Source organism: Clostridium sp. AM42-4 (genome assembly GCF_003480105.1).
GTDB lineage: Bacteria > Bacillota > Clostridia > Lachnospirales > Lachnospiraceae > Brotaphodocola.
This window is the reverse complement of record NZ_QUIK01000005.1, coordinates 154601-171593: the sequence shown is the minus strand read 5'-3', so window position 1 is coordinate 171593 and position 16993 is coordinate 154601. Positions and strand designations below refer to the sequence as shown.

The following is a 16993-nucleotide window of genomic DNA, read 5'->3' as shown; positions in this document are numbered from 1 at the left end:
TTTTATTGAACTTAGGTGACTGGGAAGGTACTGAAACAGTTACGAGTTACGAACTTAGAATAAGGAAATGCTTCTGCCTTGAGACAGGGCAGAGGCTGGGAAATAAAACATGAAAAGTATCAGTCTTTTTGTAGATAACGGGACCTACCTGACAAAGGTGCATCCCTTCACCAAATTAATGTACATTGCCGCGGCGATCAGCATTCCGCTGATTTCCGGGCGGCTGTGGATGTTCGGCGTGTTTATCGCAGTCAGTCTCTTGGTGCTGGCGAGTGGAAAAATCTTAAAAAAGACCGTTCCGCTGATCGCGTTTTCCTTTACGATCCTGCTGACTATTTTCCTGATCCACGGATTGTTTAACCAGAAAAATGAAAACGTCTTGTTTCAGATCGGCGGTTTGAAGTTTTACCGGGAGGGCATGTTGTATGCCCTCCGTATTGGTCTTAATATCTTAAACATGCTGCTTTCCTTCGCGGTATTCGTTCTTTCCACCAAACCGTCCGAATTTGTGGATGAACTGGAAAAGCGCGGATTTTCCCCGCGGTTTGGCTATATCGTTACTTCGGTATTCCAGATCATCCCGCAGATGATGGGAACCATGAACACGATCATGGATGCCCAGCGGAGCCGCGGACTCGAGACCGAAGGAAACTTAAGAACCCGTGCCAGGGCATTTCTTCCGCTGATCTCTCCGGTGGTCATGAGCTCCCTGATCAATACCAGAGAGCGTGCCATTGCCCTGGAGGTGCGCGGATTTGGCGCTGGTAAGAAGAAAACCTGGCTGGCAGAGCGAACCCCGCATAAGGGTGACCGTGCGGTCACAATTTTGCTCGGACTCTGCATTCTGGCGGCTGTGGTATGGAGGATCGTAGGATGTCTGTGATAACCGTTGAAAAATTACGTTACCGTTATCCCCACACAAAGGAGCTTGCGCTCGATGGCGTTGACTTTTCGGTGGAAAAGGGCGAGTTCATCGGCATCATCGGGGAAAACGGAGCCGGAAAAAGTACGCTGAGCCAGGCAATTATGGGGCTGGTTCCGCAGTTTTATAAGGGCGCCTACGGCGGCAAGATCATGGTGGATGGGCTCGAAGCCGGAAAAACTCCGGTGGCACAGCTTTGCGGCCATGTGGGGCTGGTATTCCAGAACCCGTTTAACCAGCTGTCCGGCGCGAAAGACAATGTTTACGAAGAAGTGGCATTCGGTATGCAGAACCTTGGCGTTCCGGCCGAAGAAATGAAAAAGCGGGTCGAGGAGGCCTTAAAGCTTCTGGATATCTGGCAGTACCGGGACCGCAATCCGTTCGATCTTTCCGGCGGTCAGATGCAGCGTGTCGCCATCGCCAGTGTGCTGGTCATGCGGCCGGATGTCATGATCTTAGATGAGCCGACCTCGCAGCTGGACCCACAGGGAAGCGATGAGGTCTTCCAGGCAGTTGAAAAGCTGACGAACTCCGGCATCACCATTTTGATGATCGAACAGAAGATTGAGAAAATGGCAGCTTACTGTGACCGGATCTTACTGCTTCACAAGGGAAAGCAGATTGCATTTGACACGCCGCAGAAAGTATTCTCCCTGAAAAACCTGGAAGAGTACGGAATCCTGGCACCGGCATTTACCCGCATCTGCAAAGCCGAGCAGGTGACACTGCCGGATGGAACCTATCCGGTGACGGTGGAAGAGGCTGCCGGGGTGCTGAAAGCGAAGCACGGAAGCGTAGGGAACGCCGGGAATGCGGAAGATGGAAAAAGCGTGGAAAAAGTCGGAAATGTGGAAACAGAGCAGTTTTGTATCGAAAACCTCGATTTCTCCTACCTGGCCGACGTTCCGGTCATCAAAGCACTGAATATGAAACTGGACAAGCGTCCGACTGCCATCATCGGTCAGAACGGCGCCGGAAAAACCACACTGGTGAAACTTTTAAAGGGCTTGTTAAAGCCGGTCTCCGGAAGCATTTATTTCCATGGGGAAGATATTTCCGGCAAGACCGTGGCTATGCTGGCTGGCAATGTCGGATATGTCTTCCAGAACCCGGATGACCAGATTTTTAAATACAACGTGATGGATGAGATCCTGTTTGGCCCGTTAAATATCAGCATGGACCCGGAGTGTGCGAAAAAAGAAGCAGAGCGGGCACTGGAACTGACCGGACTAAAAGGAAAAGAGAAGGAGAACCCGTATGATCTGGAGCTTTACGAGCGGAAGATGACGGCGATTGCCTCCGTCCTCGCCATGGATACCGATGTGCTGATCTTAGATGAGCCGACCATCGCTCAGGACTGGAAGGGCAGACAGATCATCGGCGGCATCATTCGGAGCTTGGCAGAACGCGGAAAGCTGGTCATCGCCATTCTCCATGACATGGATTTTGTGGCAGAAAACTTCGAGCGCGTCATCATCATGGCACACGGACAGGTGCTGGCCGACGGAACCGCAAAAGAGGTGTTTGCTCAGGAAGAAGCACTTCAGAAGGCCCGTTTGCAAAAGCCGTATGTGATGCAGCTTTGCGAGGCGCTTGGATATGAGAAGAGTTACTTAACCGTGGGAGAAATCCTGAAAGACCAGAAATAATCCTTCTTTAACAAATGAGCACTTAAGAAATGAAAGCGATATTTTCAAAACCCCTGCTTGATGCAGGGGTTTTCTTGTGGTATAATTTCCAAATATCCGCTTATAGTTTATTAATTAAAGGAGTTTATTATCTTATGAGCAAAAAACATACGAAGCGAAGCAGCTTCTCCGGAAAGCTCGGTTTCGTGCTTTCTGCGGCAGGCGCTTCGGTAGGACTGGGAAACATCTGGCGTTTCCCGTATCTGGCAGCAAAATATGGCGGCGGCATCTTTCTGCTGATCTACATTCTGCTGGCATTAACCTTTGGCTACACCATGATCGTGGCAGAGACATCCATCGGCCGCATGACGAAAAAGAGTCCGGTTGGTGCATACCATACGTTCGGAAAGTCTGGCTGGTTTTCCTTGGGCGGTTGGATCAATGCAATCATTCCGATTCTGATCGTGCCGTATTATTCTGTCATCGGCGGCTGGGTTATCCGGTATCTGTTTGGCTATCTGACCGGGCAGGGTGCGCAGCTTGCGGAGAATGGTAATTTTTCCGCATTTATTTCGAATGGGGCAGCAACCGAAATCTGTTTTATCGCATTTGCATTTTTCACCCTGTTTATTATCTATGCGGGTGTGAGAAACGGGATTGAACGTGTATCTAAGTTTATGATGCCGATCCTGATCGTGCTCTCCATCATCATTGCAGGTTATTCCATGACCCGGCCGGGGGCAGGCGCGGGAATCAAATATTTCCTGGTGCCGAACGTAGAAAACTTTTCCTGGATGACCGTGGTGACAGCTATGGGGCAGATGTTCTACTCCCTGTCCATTGCCATGGGAATCCTGATCACGTTTGGTTCTTATATGAAGCGCGATGTTTCGATTGAAGCATCCACCGGAAATGTAGAGGTATTTGATACCGCGATTGCCATTATGGCAGGACTGATGATCATTCCGGCGGTGTTCGCATTTACCGGCGGTGATCCGGATACTCTGCAGGCAGGACCGGCGCTGATGTTCATCACCATTCCGAAAGTATTCGCAAGCATGGGCTTTGGAAGTATTGCAGGCGTCTTATTCTTCCTGTTGGTACTCTTTGCGGCAGTTACCAGTTCTATCGCGCTGACGGAGAGTGCAGTGTCTACTTTTGAGGACGAGCTTGGCTGGAGCCGGAAAAAGGCTACGGTCATGATCGGTGGCATTATGCTGGTACTTGGAACACTTTCCTGCCTGGGATACGGTCCGTTAGCAAATGTAACCATCATAGGTATGCAGTTTCTGGATTTCTTTGATTTCCTGACCAACTCGGTCATGATGCCGATCGCAGCAATCGCAACCTGTCTTCTGGTGTCCAGAGTCATTGGAATCAAACGGATCGAAGAAGAGGTGCTCCATGGGGAAGGCAAATTCCACAGAAAGCAGGTCTTCAACATCATGGTGCAGTACCTATGCCCGGTATTTGCAGTCATTATCCTGATCAGCTCCGTGGCCAATGCGTTTGGGTGGATCTCAATGTAATTGAATTTAGAATCCCCGTTGCTGTGTGCGCGTGCATGCATGGCAACGGGGATTTTTTTCATTGCATTGCATATTGGAGAGATGCCGGTGGCGTGTCTGCTGATTCTGTCTGGAAATTGCAGAAAAGTTAGGAAAACGCAAAAGAAAATTGCGGGGTTATAAAGAAACTGTTATCAAGTCATACAGAACCCGTTAAGGGTCATGAAAACCTATTCCCATTTGTCTCATCTCTGAATAAAATACCAGAGGAGACAAAAAAGAAAGGGGATATGGGAATGTTCACATTATTGATCCTGATTATTTATGCAATCATCGGAGGCGTATCGACACTGGCTATGGTCATTGGAATTCCGGGTGTACTCGGCTGGAAAATTTACCGGAAGGTAAAGTACCATATTCCGGTCATGAAATAAACGTGAATAAGAAAAATATAAAGCTGGCAGCATGTTTCGATTTTCAGGGGAACATGCCGCCGGCTTTTAAAATACTTGAACTGTTGTTTTGCAGTTAAGTGGCGGGAGAGCGACCTCTACATAGATAAAATGGTGGCAACCAGTTTCTTACACTGCACAGGCAGACTGGATGGAATGGCATATTTATTCACAGAATGACCCTGACGGGGAGAGAAAATCTCTGGTCAGGGTCATTTTTTGCACAGCATATTGAAGTAAAATCAGTGGTATGTTCGCTGATTTGCGGTCTCAAAAAGAAAAGTGGTGGCGGCAATCGGAATATCCGTATATAATGAAATCAGGAGGAAGAATTGTGGAAAAAGAATTTTACATAAAGGATAAGACGCCACTGCAGTATTTGCAATCCATTGTAAATTTTGAGCGGTTTCAGACGTATTTACAGGAGAAAGATCTTGGCAGTGCATATAATTATCTAAACAATATCTATATGGTCATGCTGGATACAGATCAAGATACGAGGGGCGAAGCAGTCGGAATTTATGAAAGACATTTGGAAGAAATTCATAAGCAGATTGGGACGCTTAAGTCATTAAAAGAAAAAAGAATGAGTATCATAAAACCAGATGATCCTTTGCTTGGCAAAGTACATCTGGAAACCTTGAGGGAATCTTTGATCCATGCTAGTATTGCATACCTGTCTAACGTAGATTCGATTCGTTTTGAGCGGACATACGATGGACTAATGATCGACCGTCATATGAATAACATCCCGGAGCTGGCTTATGAGGACCGGTATTATAAAACTCCATATGCCATATTTTCGAAATACATACAGTTTTTTGCAGATACGATCTCCATGCTTGCAACGGCGGAAGAGTACAATCGATTGCCGCAGACTATTAAGCATGTCATTGCAGCGAATAATTCTGGAAAACCGAATGGGGCGAAGCCTGCATTTGATCAAAAAAAGAACAGCAATATAAAAACAAAGAAAAATGTTCGTCACAATCATGGCGGGCGAAAAATATGGAATTTTTTCAAGATAACAATTGTGATATGCCTAGTCTTTATCTTGAAAATTTCGAATACCGGGAAGAGTAATACCTATCAGTCTGCAGCGGGTGATACCAATACAACGGCAAGAATGGATAACGCAATACCGCAGCAAATTGCAGATAGGAATACCATGCCAGCAAAATTATTATTCGATGACCGTCAGCCGGACATGCAGCAACTGGCAAATCGTGTTTCTGAAGAAAACGTAAAAATACAATACGAATGGGAATCTCCTTCTGGATCATGGAAAAATGGAATGACCATGGAATTAAATATGGGTGTCTATATGTATTATCGCGGGTTACCACGCCAATATTCCAATGATTGTAAAAATTATATTTCTGATGAATACACGGTCAGCATGTTAAAACGCACGAATGAGACGATCGATGAGCTGTGTGAAAAAGAAAACATGAGCAGCGAATGGGCAAAGGTGCAGGAAACGGTTGCATTTGTACAGGCGATTCCATACAAGACCGATGAGGAATCGGTAGGGCAGGAAGAATGGTACAAATATCCGTATGAGACCTTGGTTGATCAGTGCGGGGATTGTGAAGACAAAACATTCCTGCTTGCAGGACTTCTGAAAGAACGGGGATACGATGTTGTTATCCTTATCATGCCCGACCATATGGCGCTTGGTATTGCAGGCACGGATATTCCGGGAAGCTATTATGAACGGAATGGGAAAAAGTATTACTATGTGGAAACGACATCTTCCGGGTGGAAAATCGGAGATATCCCGAATGAGTATCGTTGTCAGAAGGCAGAAGTCGTTCCAATTGTGTGATTGGGTTACATGAGTTATCTAAACAGGTGGAGGAATTACGTCTATGAAAATAGAACATATCGCACTGTATGTGAATGATCTGGAAAAGACGCGGAATTTTTTTGTGAAATACCTGGGTGCAAAATCAAATGACGGGTATTATAATATGCGGACAGGATTCCGGTCTTATTTTCTTTCTTTTGATGATGGGGCGAGACTGGAAATTATGAATAAACCGAAAATGTCAGATTTACCGAAAAATCTAGACCGGACAGGCTACGCACATATTGCGTTCAGTGTTGGCAGCAAGGAAAATGTGGAGCAAATTACAGCCAAATTGCAGGATGCTGGCTACGAAGTGATCAGTGGACCGAGAACAACGGGAGACGGCTACTACGAAAGCTGTATCGTTGCCATTGAGCAGAACCAGATTGAGATTACGGTGTAAAATCGTTAAATACAGTTATTGCAGCAGATTTTGCCGATTTGAAATGCGGAGGATTGGCAAAATCCGTTGCTGTTTAACAGTAACAGGATAAGAAAGAGCAGGACAATAGGATGAATACAACAGAGAACACGAAAAAGGATGAAGGCCTGATCGGAAATGAAAAAATTGAGGAAGCGATTGTTGCATTGCAGCAGGAACCGAGCGAAGAAATGTTAGCCCATGCTTTGACAGTGATCCGCCGGCGGATGCGGGAACAGGGACAGGTTATTCTGGCGGTGGATATGCCGCAGGATCAGAGCGGAATGCCGCAGATGATGGCAAATCCAGCAGCTCCGATGCAGATTCAGGCAGTGCAGACCGCAGATGGAAAAGCATGGTGGGTGGCATTTACCAGCTTTGAAGAGGAATTGCGCGGTGCGGATCAGGTGAAGTCCACGTTTCTGGCTGATCTGGAGCAGATTTTCCGGACAGCACTGACGGTGAACGAAATCGAAGGAGTCATCTTGAACCCTTGGAACCGCACGATGATGTTAAACAAAAACCTGATTCAGATCGTGTTGGGGGATTCATAGAAATTTGGTAACTGTTCAGTAGGTCTGCGCATTTACTGCGCTGACCGTAAGAAAACATAGGATGGCAGGCAAAAATCCCATTGCCGTAGGCAATTTTTCATGGATTTTTGCTCGTGACTGTGAAGGTACTGAACAGTTACGAACTTCGGCAGGTTCTGAAAGTGCTTGCCATAAAGATAAAATAGAATGTCTGTTCGATATTTGCCTTGCGTCAGGCAGTTTGATATGCTAGAATAAAAAACATGATAAAAGGATATTAGGAAAGGTCAGGTCAGTCATTTGTTTTCATATATCAAAGGAACATTAGAAGAATACTGGGAAGATACGGTGGTAATTGAGTCGGGAGGCATTGGGTGGAACATTCACGTTCCGCTGTCTGTGCTGGACCGGCTTCCTCATGTGGGGGAGCAGATGAAGGTTTATACCTCCTTTCAGGTGAAAGAAGACTCCATGACGCTTTACGGCTTTCTAAGCCGTCAGGATTTAAAGATGTTTAACCAGCTTCTCGGTGTAAATGGCATCGGCCCGAAGGCAGCGCTTGGAATTCTTTCTTCCCTCACCCCGGACGATCTTCGCATGGCGATCATGGCGGAGGATGCCAAGGCAATCGCAAAAGCACCGGGTATTGGCCCGAAGACAGCAAAGCGTGTGATTTTGGATTTAAAGGACAAGATTAGCATGGATGATGTGCTCCCGCTGCAGTTTGCGGGTGGACAGGCCGAGGCAAATGTTGCTGCAGCGGCTTCTGGTGTGGATGGAGCAGGAAAAGAGGCGATTGAAGCACTGGTTGCTCTTGGTTACTCACCGACAGAAGCAACCAAAGCTGTGCGGCAGGTAGAAATCAAGGAAGGCATGAATGCGGAAGCTGTGCTGAAGGCATCGCTGAAATTTCTGGCATTTTAAGATAATAAGCGGGAATCCCCAGTTATTCATTGCCAGTCTGGTTCACCAAAAGCGGGCAGGCATGCAGGTGCAAATCGATTAGAAAATCAGTATTGGAGCAGGAAATGGAACGACGGATCATTACCACTGAGGTGACGGAAGAGGATAAGGTAATAGAGCCAAATCTCCGTCCTCAGCTGTTAGACGAATACATAGGGCAGGAAAAAATCAAAAATAATTTAAAGGTCTACATCGACGCGGCAAAGGCGCGTGGGGAATCGCTGGACCATGTGCTGTTTTACGGACCGCCAGGACTGGGAAAAACAACGCTTTCTGGCATTATTGCCAACGAGATGGGCGTTCATATGAAGGTGACTTCCGGTCCGGCCATTGAAAAGCCGGGAGAGATGGCGGCTATTTTAAACAATCTCCAGGAGGGAGATGTATTGTTTGTAGACGAGATCCACCGTCTGAACCGTCAGGTAGAGGAGGTGCTTTACCCGGCTATGGAGGATTTTGCGATTGATATTATGCTGGGAAAGGAATCTTCCGCCCGCTCTATCCGGCTGGATCTTCCGCATTTTACTCTTGTGGGGGCGACGACAAGAGCCGGACTTCTGACAGCGCCGCTGCGTGACCGTTTTGGTGTGGTCCAGAAGCTGGAGTTTTATACACCGGCAGAGCTGCAGGTAATCGTAGAGCGCTCGGCAGCAGTGCTTGGTGTTGGAATTGATCCGGAAGGTGCTGCGGAGATTGCAAGACGTTCACGCGGAACGCCGCGTCTGGCAAACCGCCTGTTAAAGCGGGTCCGCGATTTCGCACAGGTAAAATATGACGGAGTCATCACCAAACAGGTGGCGGATTTTGCACTGGACATTCTGGATGTGGACAAGGTTGGTCTGGATAATAACGACCGGAGCATTCTTCTCATGATGATCGAGAAATTTGGAGGAGGTCCGGTAGGACTGGAAACTTTGGCGGCAGCTCTCGGCGAGGATGCAGGCACGCTGGAGGATGTTTATGAGCCATACCTTCTTATGAATGGCTTTTTAAACCGGACCCCGCGCGGCCGTGTGGCAACCCAACTGGCTTACCAGCATCTGGACATTTCTTATAAAGAAAGTGAAAAGTAGTTATAGTAACAAAACACTCTTGTTGAGACGGATGGAATATGTTAAAATGAGTGCGAATTGATAGAAACATGTATACAGTATTTTAAATTAATTGATTTATTTTATAAGGAAATTTCATGGAAAAGAAAAATTACACGGAAGTGTTTATAGATGGAACCGTTTTTACGCTGGGCGGCGAGGAAGATGAAGCGTATTTAAGACAGGTTGCAGCGTATTTAAATGAAAAGATCGGAGCAGTGCGGAAACTGGATGGTTTTTCCAGACAAAGCCCGGAATACCAGAATCTGACCATTCAGCTGAACCTTTCTGATGATTATTTTAAAGAGCAGATGCGTGCAGACGGTTTGGAGCAGCAGAAGGAAGAGCTGGAGAAGGATGCTTACAGCTTAAAGCATGAGCTGATCACCACACAGATGAAGCTGGATGCGCAGTCCCGTGAGCTGGAGGTGGCGAAGGCTGCCCCGTTAAAAGACAGGGAGGAACTGGAAACTGCGAAGGAAAAGCTGGAGACAGCCGGGCAGGAAATCGAGGCTTTGAAGAACCGCTGCGAGGCAGCAAGACAGGAGCTTGCTGCGGCAAAAGCAGAGACTGAGGCAGTCCGTCAGGAAAAAGCAGCCGCTGTATCAGCGCAGGAAGCTGCGGTTGCGGAAGCGGAAGCGGCACGTGAGGAAACTGCGTTAGCGAGAAGTGAGACAGAAGCTGCAAAAGCGGAAACAAAGACGGTAGAAGCAAGTCTGGAGCATGCCAGAATGGAACTGGAAAATGCAAAGGCAGAAGCTGAAACTGCAAGAAATGCAATAGAAGCTACGCAGGAAGAAGCAGAAACCGTAAAAAGTGAGGCTGAAAACGTAAAGGCGGAAGCAGAGGCGGCAAGAAGCGAGGCTGAAAACGCAAAGGCGGAGGCAGAAGCGGCAAGAAATGCGGCCGAGAGTGCGAAAGCAGATGCAGAAGCATTAAAGCAGAATCTGAAAGAAAAGACTGAGGAAACAGAACAACTGAAAAAAGATTTGGAAGGAAAATCTGCAGAGTCGGATCAGTTGAAACAGGAGCTGGAGGCAGTACGCGAGGAACTTGCGAAGCTGCAGTCTGAGCAAAGTGCAGCAGAAAATGAGTTGCAGCAGGCTCACTTGAAGAATGCTTCTTCGATTCAGGAATTGTCCCAGCTTAGAACTGAGGCGGAGACTACAAAGCAGGAGCTTAATCAGGCTAGAAGCGAGGCAGAGACTGCAAAGCAGGAGCTTAATCAGGCCAGAAGTGAGGCAGAGACTGCGAGACAGGAGCTTGCCCAGACAAAGGCAGAAAACGAATCTGTGAAACAGGAACTGTCCAAAATCAAAACTGAGGCAGAAAGTGCGAAGCAGGAACTTACTCAGAGCAGAAATGAAGCAGAAAGTGCGAAGCAGGAACTTGCTCAGAGCAGAAGTGAAGCAGAGAGTGCGAAGCAGGAACTTGCTCAAAGCAGAAATGAAGCAGAGAGTGCGAAGCAGGAACTTGCCCAGAGCAGAAGTGAAGCAGAGAGTACAAAGCAGGGACTGACTCAGTTTAGAAGTGAAGCAGAGGCTGCAAAAGAGAAATTGTCCCAGCTCAGGACCGAGGCAGAGACCGCAAGACAGGAGCTTGCCCAGGCCAGAACCGAGGCAGAGACTGCGAGACAGGAGCTTGCCCAGGCCAAGAGCGAGGCAGAGACCGCAAAACAAGAGCTTTCCCAGGCACATGACGAAACGGAAATGGCAGTTATGGAGCTTGATGAGGCACGCGAGGAGAAGCAGAAAGCAGCCGGCGAGCTTGAAAGCATTCGCACGACTGCAGAGGAAACAGCCCGTGAACTGAGACAGACCCGGGAAGCAGCAGAGCATACCGAGGCAGAATTAAAAGCAGCGCTCGCTGAGGCGAAAGCAGAAACAGAGCAGATGCGGATCAAACTTGAAGTAGCACAGAGAGATGGCGAGAGTGTAAGACTGGAACTGGAAACCTTGAAACAGTCAGCATCAGCAGTTCAGCCGGTAGAACAGGCTGCTTCAACTGCAGAGCAGGGAGTGCCAACAGTACAACCAACTGCAGAGAAAAAGCCAGAGCAGGCAACAGAGACTGTAACATCTGCAGCGGCCAGAGAGCAGGTAGCTTCCGTTCTTCCGAAGGCAGTAAAAACACCGGAAGAACAAAAAGAGGCAGACGACCTGGCAAAGCAGGCGGCATTTAGGGCGGCTTTGGCGGCAGCAACACATCCAAACCGTCATTTTATCCGTTAAAGGATACAATATTAGAGTTCCTTTTTGCGCAACGCGTGAACGGTAATGATATCAGATATACAGGGGCAAGAAAGGAGGGACGTTTCGAATCAGATCGGGACTCCCTTTCTTTGCATTGCATATTAGGAAAGCACCGGAGGTGCATCCGCCGATTGGATTTTGCCCTGGAATTGTTAATAGGAGGAAGTTTTGAATTCACGTGTAGAAATCCTGGCTCCGGCCGGGTCAATGGAAAGTATGATGGCAGCGGTCCATGCGGGAGCGGATGCTATTTATATGGGTGGCAGCCGGTTTGGTGCCCGCGCCTATGCAGATAATCCAGAAGAGGATCAGTTCCTGAAAGCGATCGATTACGCACATCTGCATGGCTGCCGTCTTTATATGACAGTCAATACGCTGGTTAAGGAAGAGGAGCTGGACCAGCTTTATGATTTTTTAAAACCGTACTATGAGCGGGGACTGGATGCGGTGATCGTTCAGGATCTGGGTGTGTGGAAATTTATCCGCGAGCATTTCCCGGATCTTCCAATCCACGCAAGCACACAGATGACGGTGACAGGATGGCGCAGCGCAAAAATCTTAAAGGAGCTTGGTGCGACCCGTGTGGTAACAGCGCGTGAGCTTTCTTTGCAGGAAATCGCGCAGATCCGCGATCATGTGGATGTAGAAATCGAGAGCTTCGTCCATGGTGCATTGTGCTACTGCTATTCCGGACAGTGTCTGCTTAGCAGTCTCATTGGCGGACGGAGCGGAAACCGTGGCAGATGTGCACAGCCGTGCAGACTTCCATACGATGTGCTGACGGTAGGTGGGACACCTCTGAAAGGTGCGATCCACCAGATGGCTGAGGTAAAAAAGGCAGCGAAAACATGGGATAACAGGAAGAAAAATGACAAAAAGTCAGGAGATAATCGCTATGTTTTGAGTTTAAAGGATCTTTGCACCCTCGACATTCTCCCGGATGTGATTGAGTCCGGCGTCTATTCCTTAAAAATCGAGGGCAGAATGAAGAGTCCGCGTTACACGGCCGGTGTCGTGAGCATTTACCGCAAATATGTGGATTATTATCTGGAACATGGCCGGGACGGCTATAAGGTAGATCCGGCTGACCGGAAAATGCTGCTGGATCTGTTTGACCGTGGTGGCTTTACGGATGGTTACTACCTCCATCACAATGGCCGGGAGATGGTCGCATTAAAAGAAAAACCGGCGTTTCGTGAAGGAAACCAGGCATTGTTTGACCGTTTGGACCGCGATTATGTGAATAAAAAGAAGCAGGAGCCACTTTCCGGTCATGTGACGGTAAAGGAAGGTGAGCCGTTGAAGTTTGCACTCTGGTGTGCAGCGCCGGAGCTGCTTTTGGAAGAAGCTGCTGATCAGAATCCGTATGTGGAAGTTACGGGAGCAGAGGTTCTGACGGCGCAGAACCAGCCAATGGGCGAGGAAAAACTGTTAAAGCAGTTGAACAAGACGGGAAATACACCGTTCTATTTTGAAAATCTGACTGCGGAAATCTCTGGAAACTGTTTTGTACCGGTACAGGCATTGAATGAACTGCGCCGGGAAGCCTTAGAGCAGATGGAAGAGAAACTGCTGGCACCTTTTTCCAGAGTGGCAGAGCAGGAGTCTGGTGCAGACAGAACCGCAGAAACTTGTGATAAAACAGAGACATGCGGCAAAACAGAAAAAGGAAGAACCGCAGAAACTGCCGTGGTATCAGAAAACATTCAGGATTCAGAAACACTCCGGATCGTGGAAGCAGCCCAGGAAAAAGCCCAGGAAGCAGCCACGGACAGAACCGGTCTCCACATTTCCCTTGAGGAGCCGCGTCTGTTAAGCACGGCCATTGCCCATCCGGATGTCAGCCGCATCTATCTGGATTCCTGCAGCTTCGGACCGGAGACCTGGGAAACGGCTGTGAAGGAATGCCATGAGCAGGGAAAACAGTGCAGTCTGATGCTGCCTCATATTTTCCGCACGGAAGCGGAAACCTATTTTAAGAAGCATATGGCTGCGTTAAAGGCAGCAGGCTTTGATGAACTGGTGGTAAAATCCCTGGATGAGATCTTCTTCTTAAAGGAACAGGGAGTGGATGAAATCCCCCTGGTTTCCGATGCAAACCTTTATGTGATGAACCATCTGGCCAGAGAGCAGATGGAGCAGCTTGGCATTTCCCGCATGACCCTTCCGCTGGAGTTAAACAGCAGGGAACTGGAGACACTGGGATGTGAGCAGATGGAGCTGTTTGTGTACGGTTACCTTCCGGCTATGGTATCGGCCCAGTGCATTGTGCGCACAACGAAGGGCTGCACGAAAAAGCCGGAGCTTTTAAAGATGAAGGACCGCACTGGAAAAGAGCTTCCGGTAAAGAATTTCTGCCGGTTCTGCTACAACACCATCTACAATCCGAGCCCGCTTTCGCTGCTCGGTCAGGAAAAGCTGGTCAGCCGTCTGCAGCCGGGGGCGCTGCGTCTGGCGTTTACCATGGAGTCACCGGAGCAGATGAAAGAAATCCTGGATGCATTCGCGGATCATTTCCTGCACGGAGAAGATACCAAGGACCCGCTGAAAGACTTTACACGGGGGCATTTTAAGAGAGGCGTAGAATAACCGTTTATGATCAATATTGTAATTGAAGTATCCAAATACCTGATGATCCTTCTGATCGCCGCATACACTTATTGGAATTTCAGTTATTTCCGGTTTCATGACCCGGACCGGCAGGGAAGTGTCTGCATCCGGCAGAATATCACGATGTTTCTGATGCATTTTGTCGCATATGCGGTATTGTTTTTAAAATCTGAGGATGAGAGGGTGCTCCTGTTTTATCTGGCCCAGGTGATCTTTCTGGCCGTTTACATGGGGCTTTACAAGATTTTTTATCCAAAGAGGTCAAGACTTTTAGTCAATAACATGTGTATGCTGCTGTGTGTCGGATTCATCATTCTGACCCGTCTGGATTTTGACAAGGCGATCCGTCAGTTTGTGATCGTTGCTATTTCCGCACTGGTGACCTGGATCATTCCATTTATTTTGGAGCGGGTCTGGCAGCTGGCAGAAATCCCGTGGGTGTACGGCTTTGCGGGATTGGCACTGCTGATCGTGGTGTGGGTGATCGGAAACAACAGCTTTGGAGCGCAGCTTTCTGTGAACATCGCGGGCATTGCATTTCAGCCGTCGGAGTTTGTTAAGATCCTGTTCGTATTTTTTGTGGCATGCATGTTTTACCGAGATACGGAGTTTCGGACCATCGCAGAGACAACCGCCATGGCGGCTGCCTATGTGCTGGTGCTGGTGCTCTCCAAGGACCTTGGAAGTGCGCTGATCTTCTTTCTGACGTATCTGACCATGCTGTTTGTGGCAACGGGCAGCTGGCTTTACCTTTTTTCCGGACTCATCAGCGGGTGCGGGGCATCAGTGGTTGCGTACCAGCTGTTTGCCCATGTGCGGACGCGTGTAGCGGCCTGGAAAAATCCGTGGGCAGACATCGATAACCGCGGCTACCAGATCACGCAGTCGCTGTTTGCCATCGGTACGGGTGGCTGGTTTGGCATGGGACTTTACCAGGGTATGCCGTATAAGATCCCGGTCGTGGAAAAGGACTTCGTCTTTGCGGCAATCTCGGAAGAGCTGGGCGGAATTTTTGCCCTCTGTGTGCTGTTTGTCTGCCTTGGCTGCTTTTTGCAGTTTGTGCTTCTGGCAGCGCAGATGCAGGCGCTGTTCTTTCAGCTGATCGCGTTCGGGCTTGCCATGGTATATGCAGTCCAGATTTTTCTGACGGTTGGAGGTGTGACCAAGTTCATCCCGTCAACCGGAGTGACCCTTCCGTTTGTCAGCTATGGCGGAAGTTCTATCTTGAGTACCTTTATCATTTTCGGGGTGATTCAGGGCCTTTACATTCTGAAGCGGAATGATGAGGAGGACTACGATGAAATCGACTGAAAAGAAGAAAACAGGAAAACGCCTGAAGGAAAAGCGGACAGACCGTAACATCCTGTTTATTACTTATGTGATGGTGGGGCTGTTTGTCTGTCTGATGGGCTATTTCGGCTATTTTCTGCAGGTGCAGAGTGAGACGGTCATCAACAATTCTTACAATGCCCGTCTGGACAGTTTTTCGGACCGGATCATCCGCGGAGAGATCTTAAGCAGCGACAGAACCGTCTTAGCGAAAACAAATGTCGCGGAGGATGGAACCGAGGTGCGGGAATATCCGTATGGCAGTTTATTTGCCCATGTGGTCGGTTATTCTGACCAGGGAAAAACCGGTCTGGAATCGCTGGCAAACTTTTATCTGCTAAGCTCCCACATGAATCTGGTGGAGCAGGCAGTCAATGAGCTTTCGGATGTAAAAAATCTGGGCGATCAGGTGGTGACCACGCTGGATGTGCAGCTGCAGCAGGCGGCTTCTGATGCGCTTGGAGACCGGAAGGGCGCTGTTGTGGTAATGGAGCCGGACACCGGAAAGATCCTTGCCATGGTCTCGAAGCCCGGGTTTGATCCGAACCAGCTGAGCAGTCAGTGGGAGAGCCTGATCTCCGGGGATAATACCGAGGCGCAGCTGTTAAACCGTGCATCCCAGGGGCTTTATCCGCCGGGATCGACGTTTAAGATCGTTACGCTTCTGGAATACATCCGGGAGCATCCGGATACCTGGGAAGGCTTTACTTTCGATTGTGACGGAAGTTATGAATATGGAGCCTACAAGATCTCCTGTTACCATGGAACCGCCCATGGGCACCAGTCCCTTTTGCAGGCATTTGCCAATTCCTGCAACGGTGCGTTTGCCAGCCTTGGGCTTACCATGGATCTGGAGCACATGAAGCGCACAACGGATGAGCTTTTGTTTAACCGGGACCTTCCCTTGTCCCTGGCTTACAGCAAGAGTTCTTTTGCGATGGGAACCGGTGCTTCGGACTGGGAGCGGCTGCAGACCGCCATCGGCCAGGGCAACACCCAGATGACGCCGCTTCACAATGCCATGATCACGGCAGCCATTGCCAATGGCGGTGTGCTGATGAAACCATATCTGATCGACCATGTGGAATCCGCAGCAGGAGAAGAGGTAAAGAAATTCCTGCCTTCTTCCTATGGAAATCTCATGACCTCTGCGGAAGCGGATACCCTGGCGATGTTTATGCGCAGCGTAGTGACGGATGGAACCGGTTCGGGTGTCCGCACGGATGCGTATTCCGTAGCCGGGAAAACCGGATCTGCGGAATTTGAAACAGGAAAAGAAACCCACGCATGGTTTACCGGATTTGCCCCGGCGGAGGATCCGAAGCTGGTGGTAACGGTCCTGGTGGAAGAGGCGGGCTCGGGCGGCCATGTGGCAGCACCGATCGCCAGAACAATTTTTGATACCTATTTTTCAAGATAAAATAGAGTGATA

The 16993-nt window shown here is 48.8% G+C and carries 13 protein-coding genes; all 13 read left to right on the top strand.

The annotated features are described in order from the left end of the window. The first annotated feature begins 109 nt into the window (after positions 1–109). Positions 110–883, top strand: coding sequence for an energy-coupling factor transporter transmembrane component T (locus tag DW922_RS05855; RefSeq protein WP_118706877.1), 774 nt, complete (start codon positions 110–112; stop codon positions 881–883). After that, entirely contained in the window at positions 874–2571 is a 1698-nt protein-coding gene (locus tag DW922_RS05850; protein ID WP_118726100.1) for an ABC transporter ATP-binding protein, read from the top strand. The genes DW922_RS05855 and DW922_RS05850 overlap by 10 nt, the downstream gene beginning before the upstream one ends. A 134-nt stretch (positions 2572–2705) precedes the next feature. Beyond that, positions 2706–4079 (top strand): sodium-dependent transporter, encoded by a 1374-nt coding sequence (locus tag DW922_RS05845; protein ID WP_118726099.1) that lies wholly within the window; start codon positions 2706–2708, stop codon positions 4077–4079. A 275-nt stretch (positions 4080–4354) separates the two neighbouring features. Beyond that, positions 4355–4492 carry a hypothetical protein gene (locus DW922_RS17580; RefSeq protein ID WP_182436785.1) on the top strand — a complete coding sequence of 46 codons (138 nt, stop codon included), beginning with the start codon at positions 4355–4357 and terminating at the stop codon, positions 4490–4492. A 352-nt stretch (positions 4493–4844) separates the two neighbouring features. Continuing rightward, entirely contained in the window at positions 4845–6338 is a 1494-nt protein-coding gene (locus DW922_RS05840; RefSeq protein ID WP_118726098.1) for a hypothetical protein, read from the top strand. A 43-nt stretch (positions 6339–6381) separates the two neighbouring features. Continuing rightward, the gene (locus DW922_RS05835; protein WP_118543823.1) at positions 6382–6765 is read left to right on the top strand and encodes a VOC family protein; all 384 of its coding nucleotides are present in this window, start codon (positions 6382–6384) and stop codon (positions 6763–6765) included. Positions 6766–6875: 110 nt separating this feature from the next. Next, positions 6876–7337 (top strand): SseB family protein, encoded by a 462-nt coding sequence (locus DW922_RS05830; protein ID WP_118726097.1) that lies wholly within the window; start codon positions 6876–6878, stop codon positions 7335–7337. Positions 7338–7616: 279 nt separating this feature from the next. Further along, complete coding sequence (gene ruvA, locus DW922_RS05825; RefSeq protein ID WP_118726096.1) at positions 7617–8240, top strand: Holliday junction branch migration protein RuvA; 624 nt, start codon at positions 7617–7619, stop codon at positions 8238–8240. A gap of 104 nt (positions 8241–8344) precedes the next feature. After that, the gene (gene ruvB, locus DW922_RS05820; protein WP_118726095.1) at positions 8345–9352 is read left to right on the top strand and encodes a Holliday junction branch migration DNA helicase RuvB; all 1008 of its coding nucleotides are present in this window, start codon (positions 8345–8347) and stop codon (positions 9350–9352) included. A gap of 116 nt (positions 9353–9468) precedes the next feature. Next, positions 9469–11601 carry a hypothetical protein gene (locus DW922_RS05815; RefSeq protein WP_118726094.1) on the top strand — a complete coding sequence of 711 codons (2133 nt, stop codon included), beginning with the start codon at positions 9469–9471 and terminating at the stop codon, positions 11599–11601. Positions 11602–11790: 189 nt separating this feature from the next. Further along, complete coding sequence (locus tag DW922_RS05810) at positions 11791–14211, top strand: DUF3656 domain-containing protein (RefSeq protein WP_347560270.1); 2421 nt, start codon at positions 11791–11793, stop codon at positions 14209–14211. Positions 14212–14217: 6 nt separating this feature from the next. Further along, positions 14218–15543 (top strand): FtsW/RodA/SpoVE family cell cycle protein, encoded by a 1326-nt coding sequence (locus DW922_RS05805; protein WP_118726093.1) that lies wholly within the window; start codon positions 14218–14220, stop codon positions 15541–15543. Next, a complete protein-coding gene (locus DW922_RS05800; RefSeq protein ID WP_243032073.1) occupies positions 15530–16981 on the top strand; it encodes a penicillin-binding transpeptidase domain-containing protein in 1452 nt (483 codons plus the stop codon). Before DW922_RS05805 ends, DW922_RS05800 begins: the two co-directional genes overlap by 14 nt. Positions 16982–16993 lie beyond the last annotated feature (12 nt).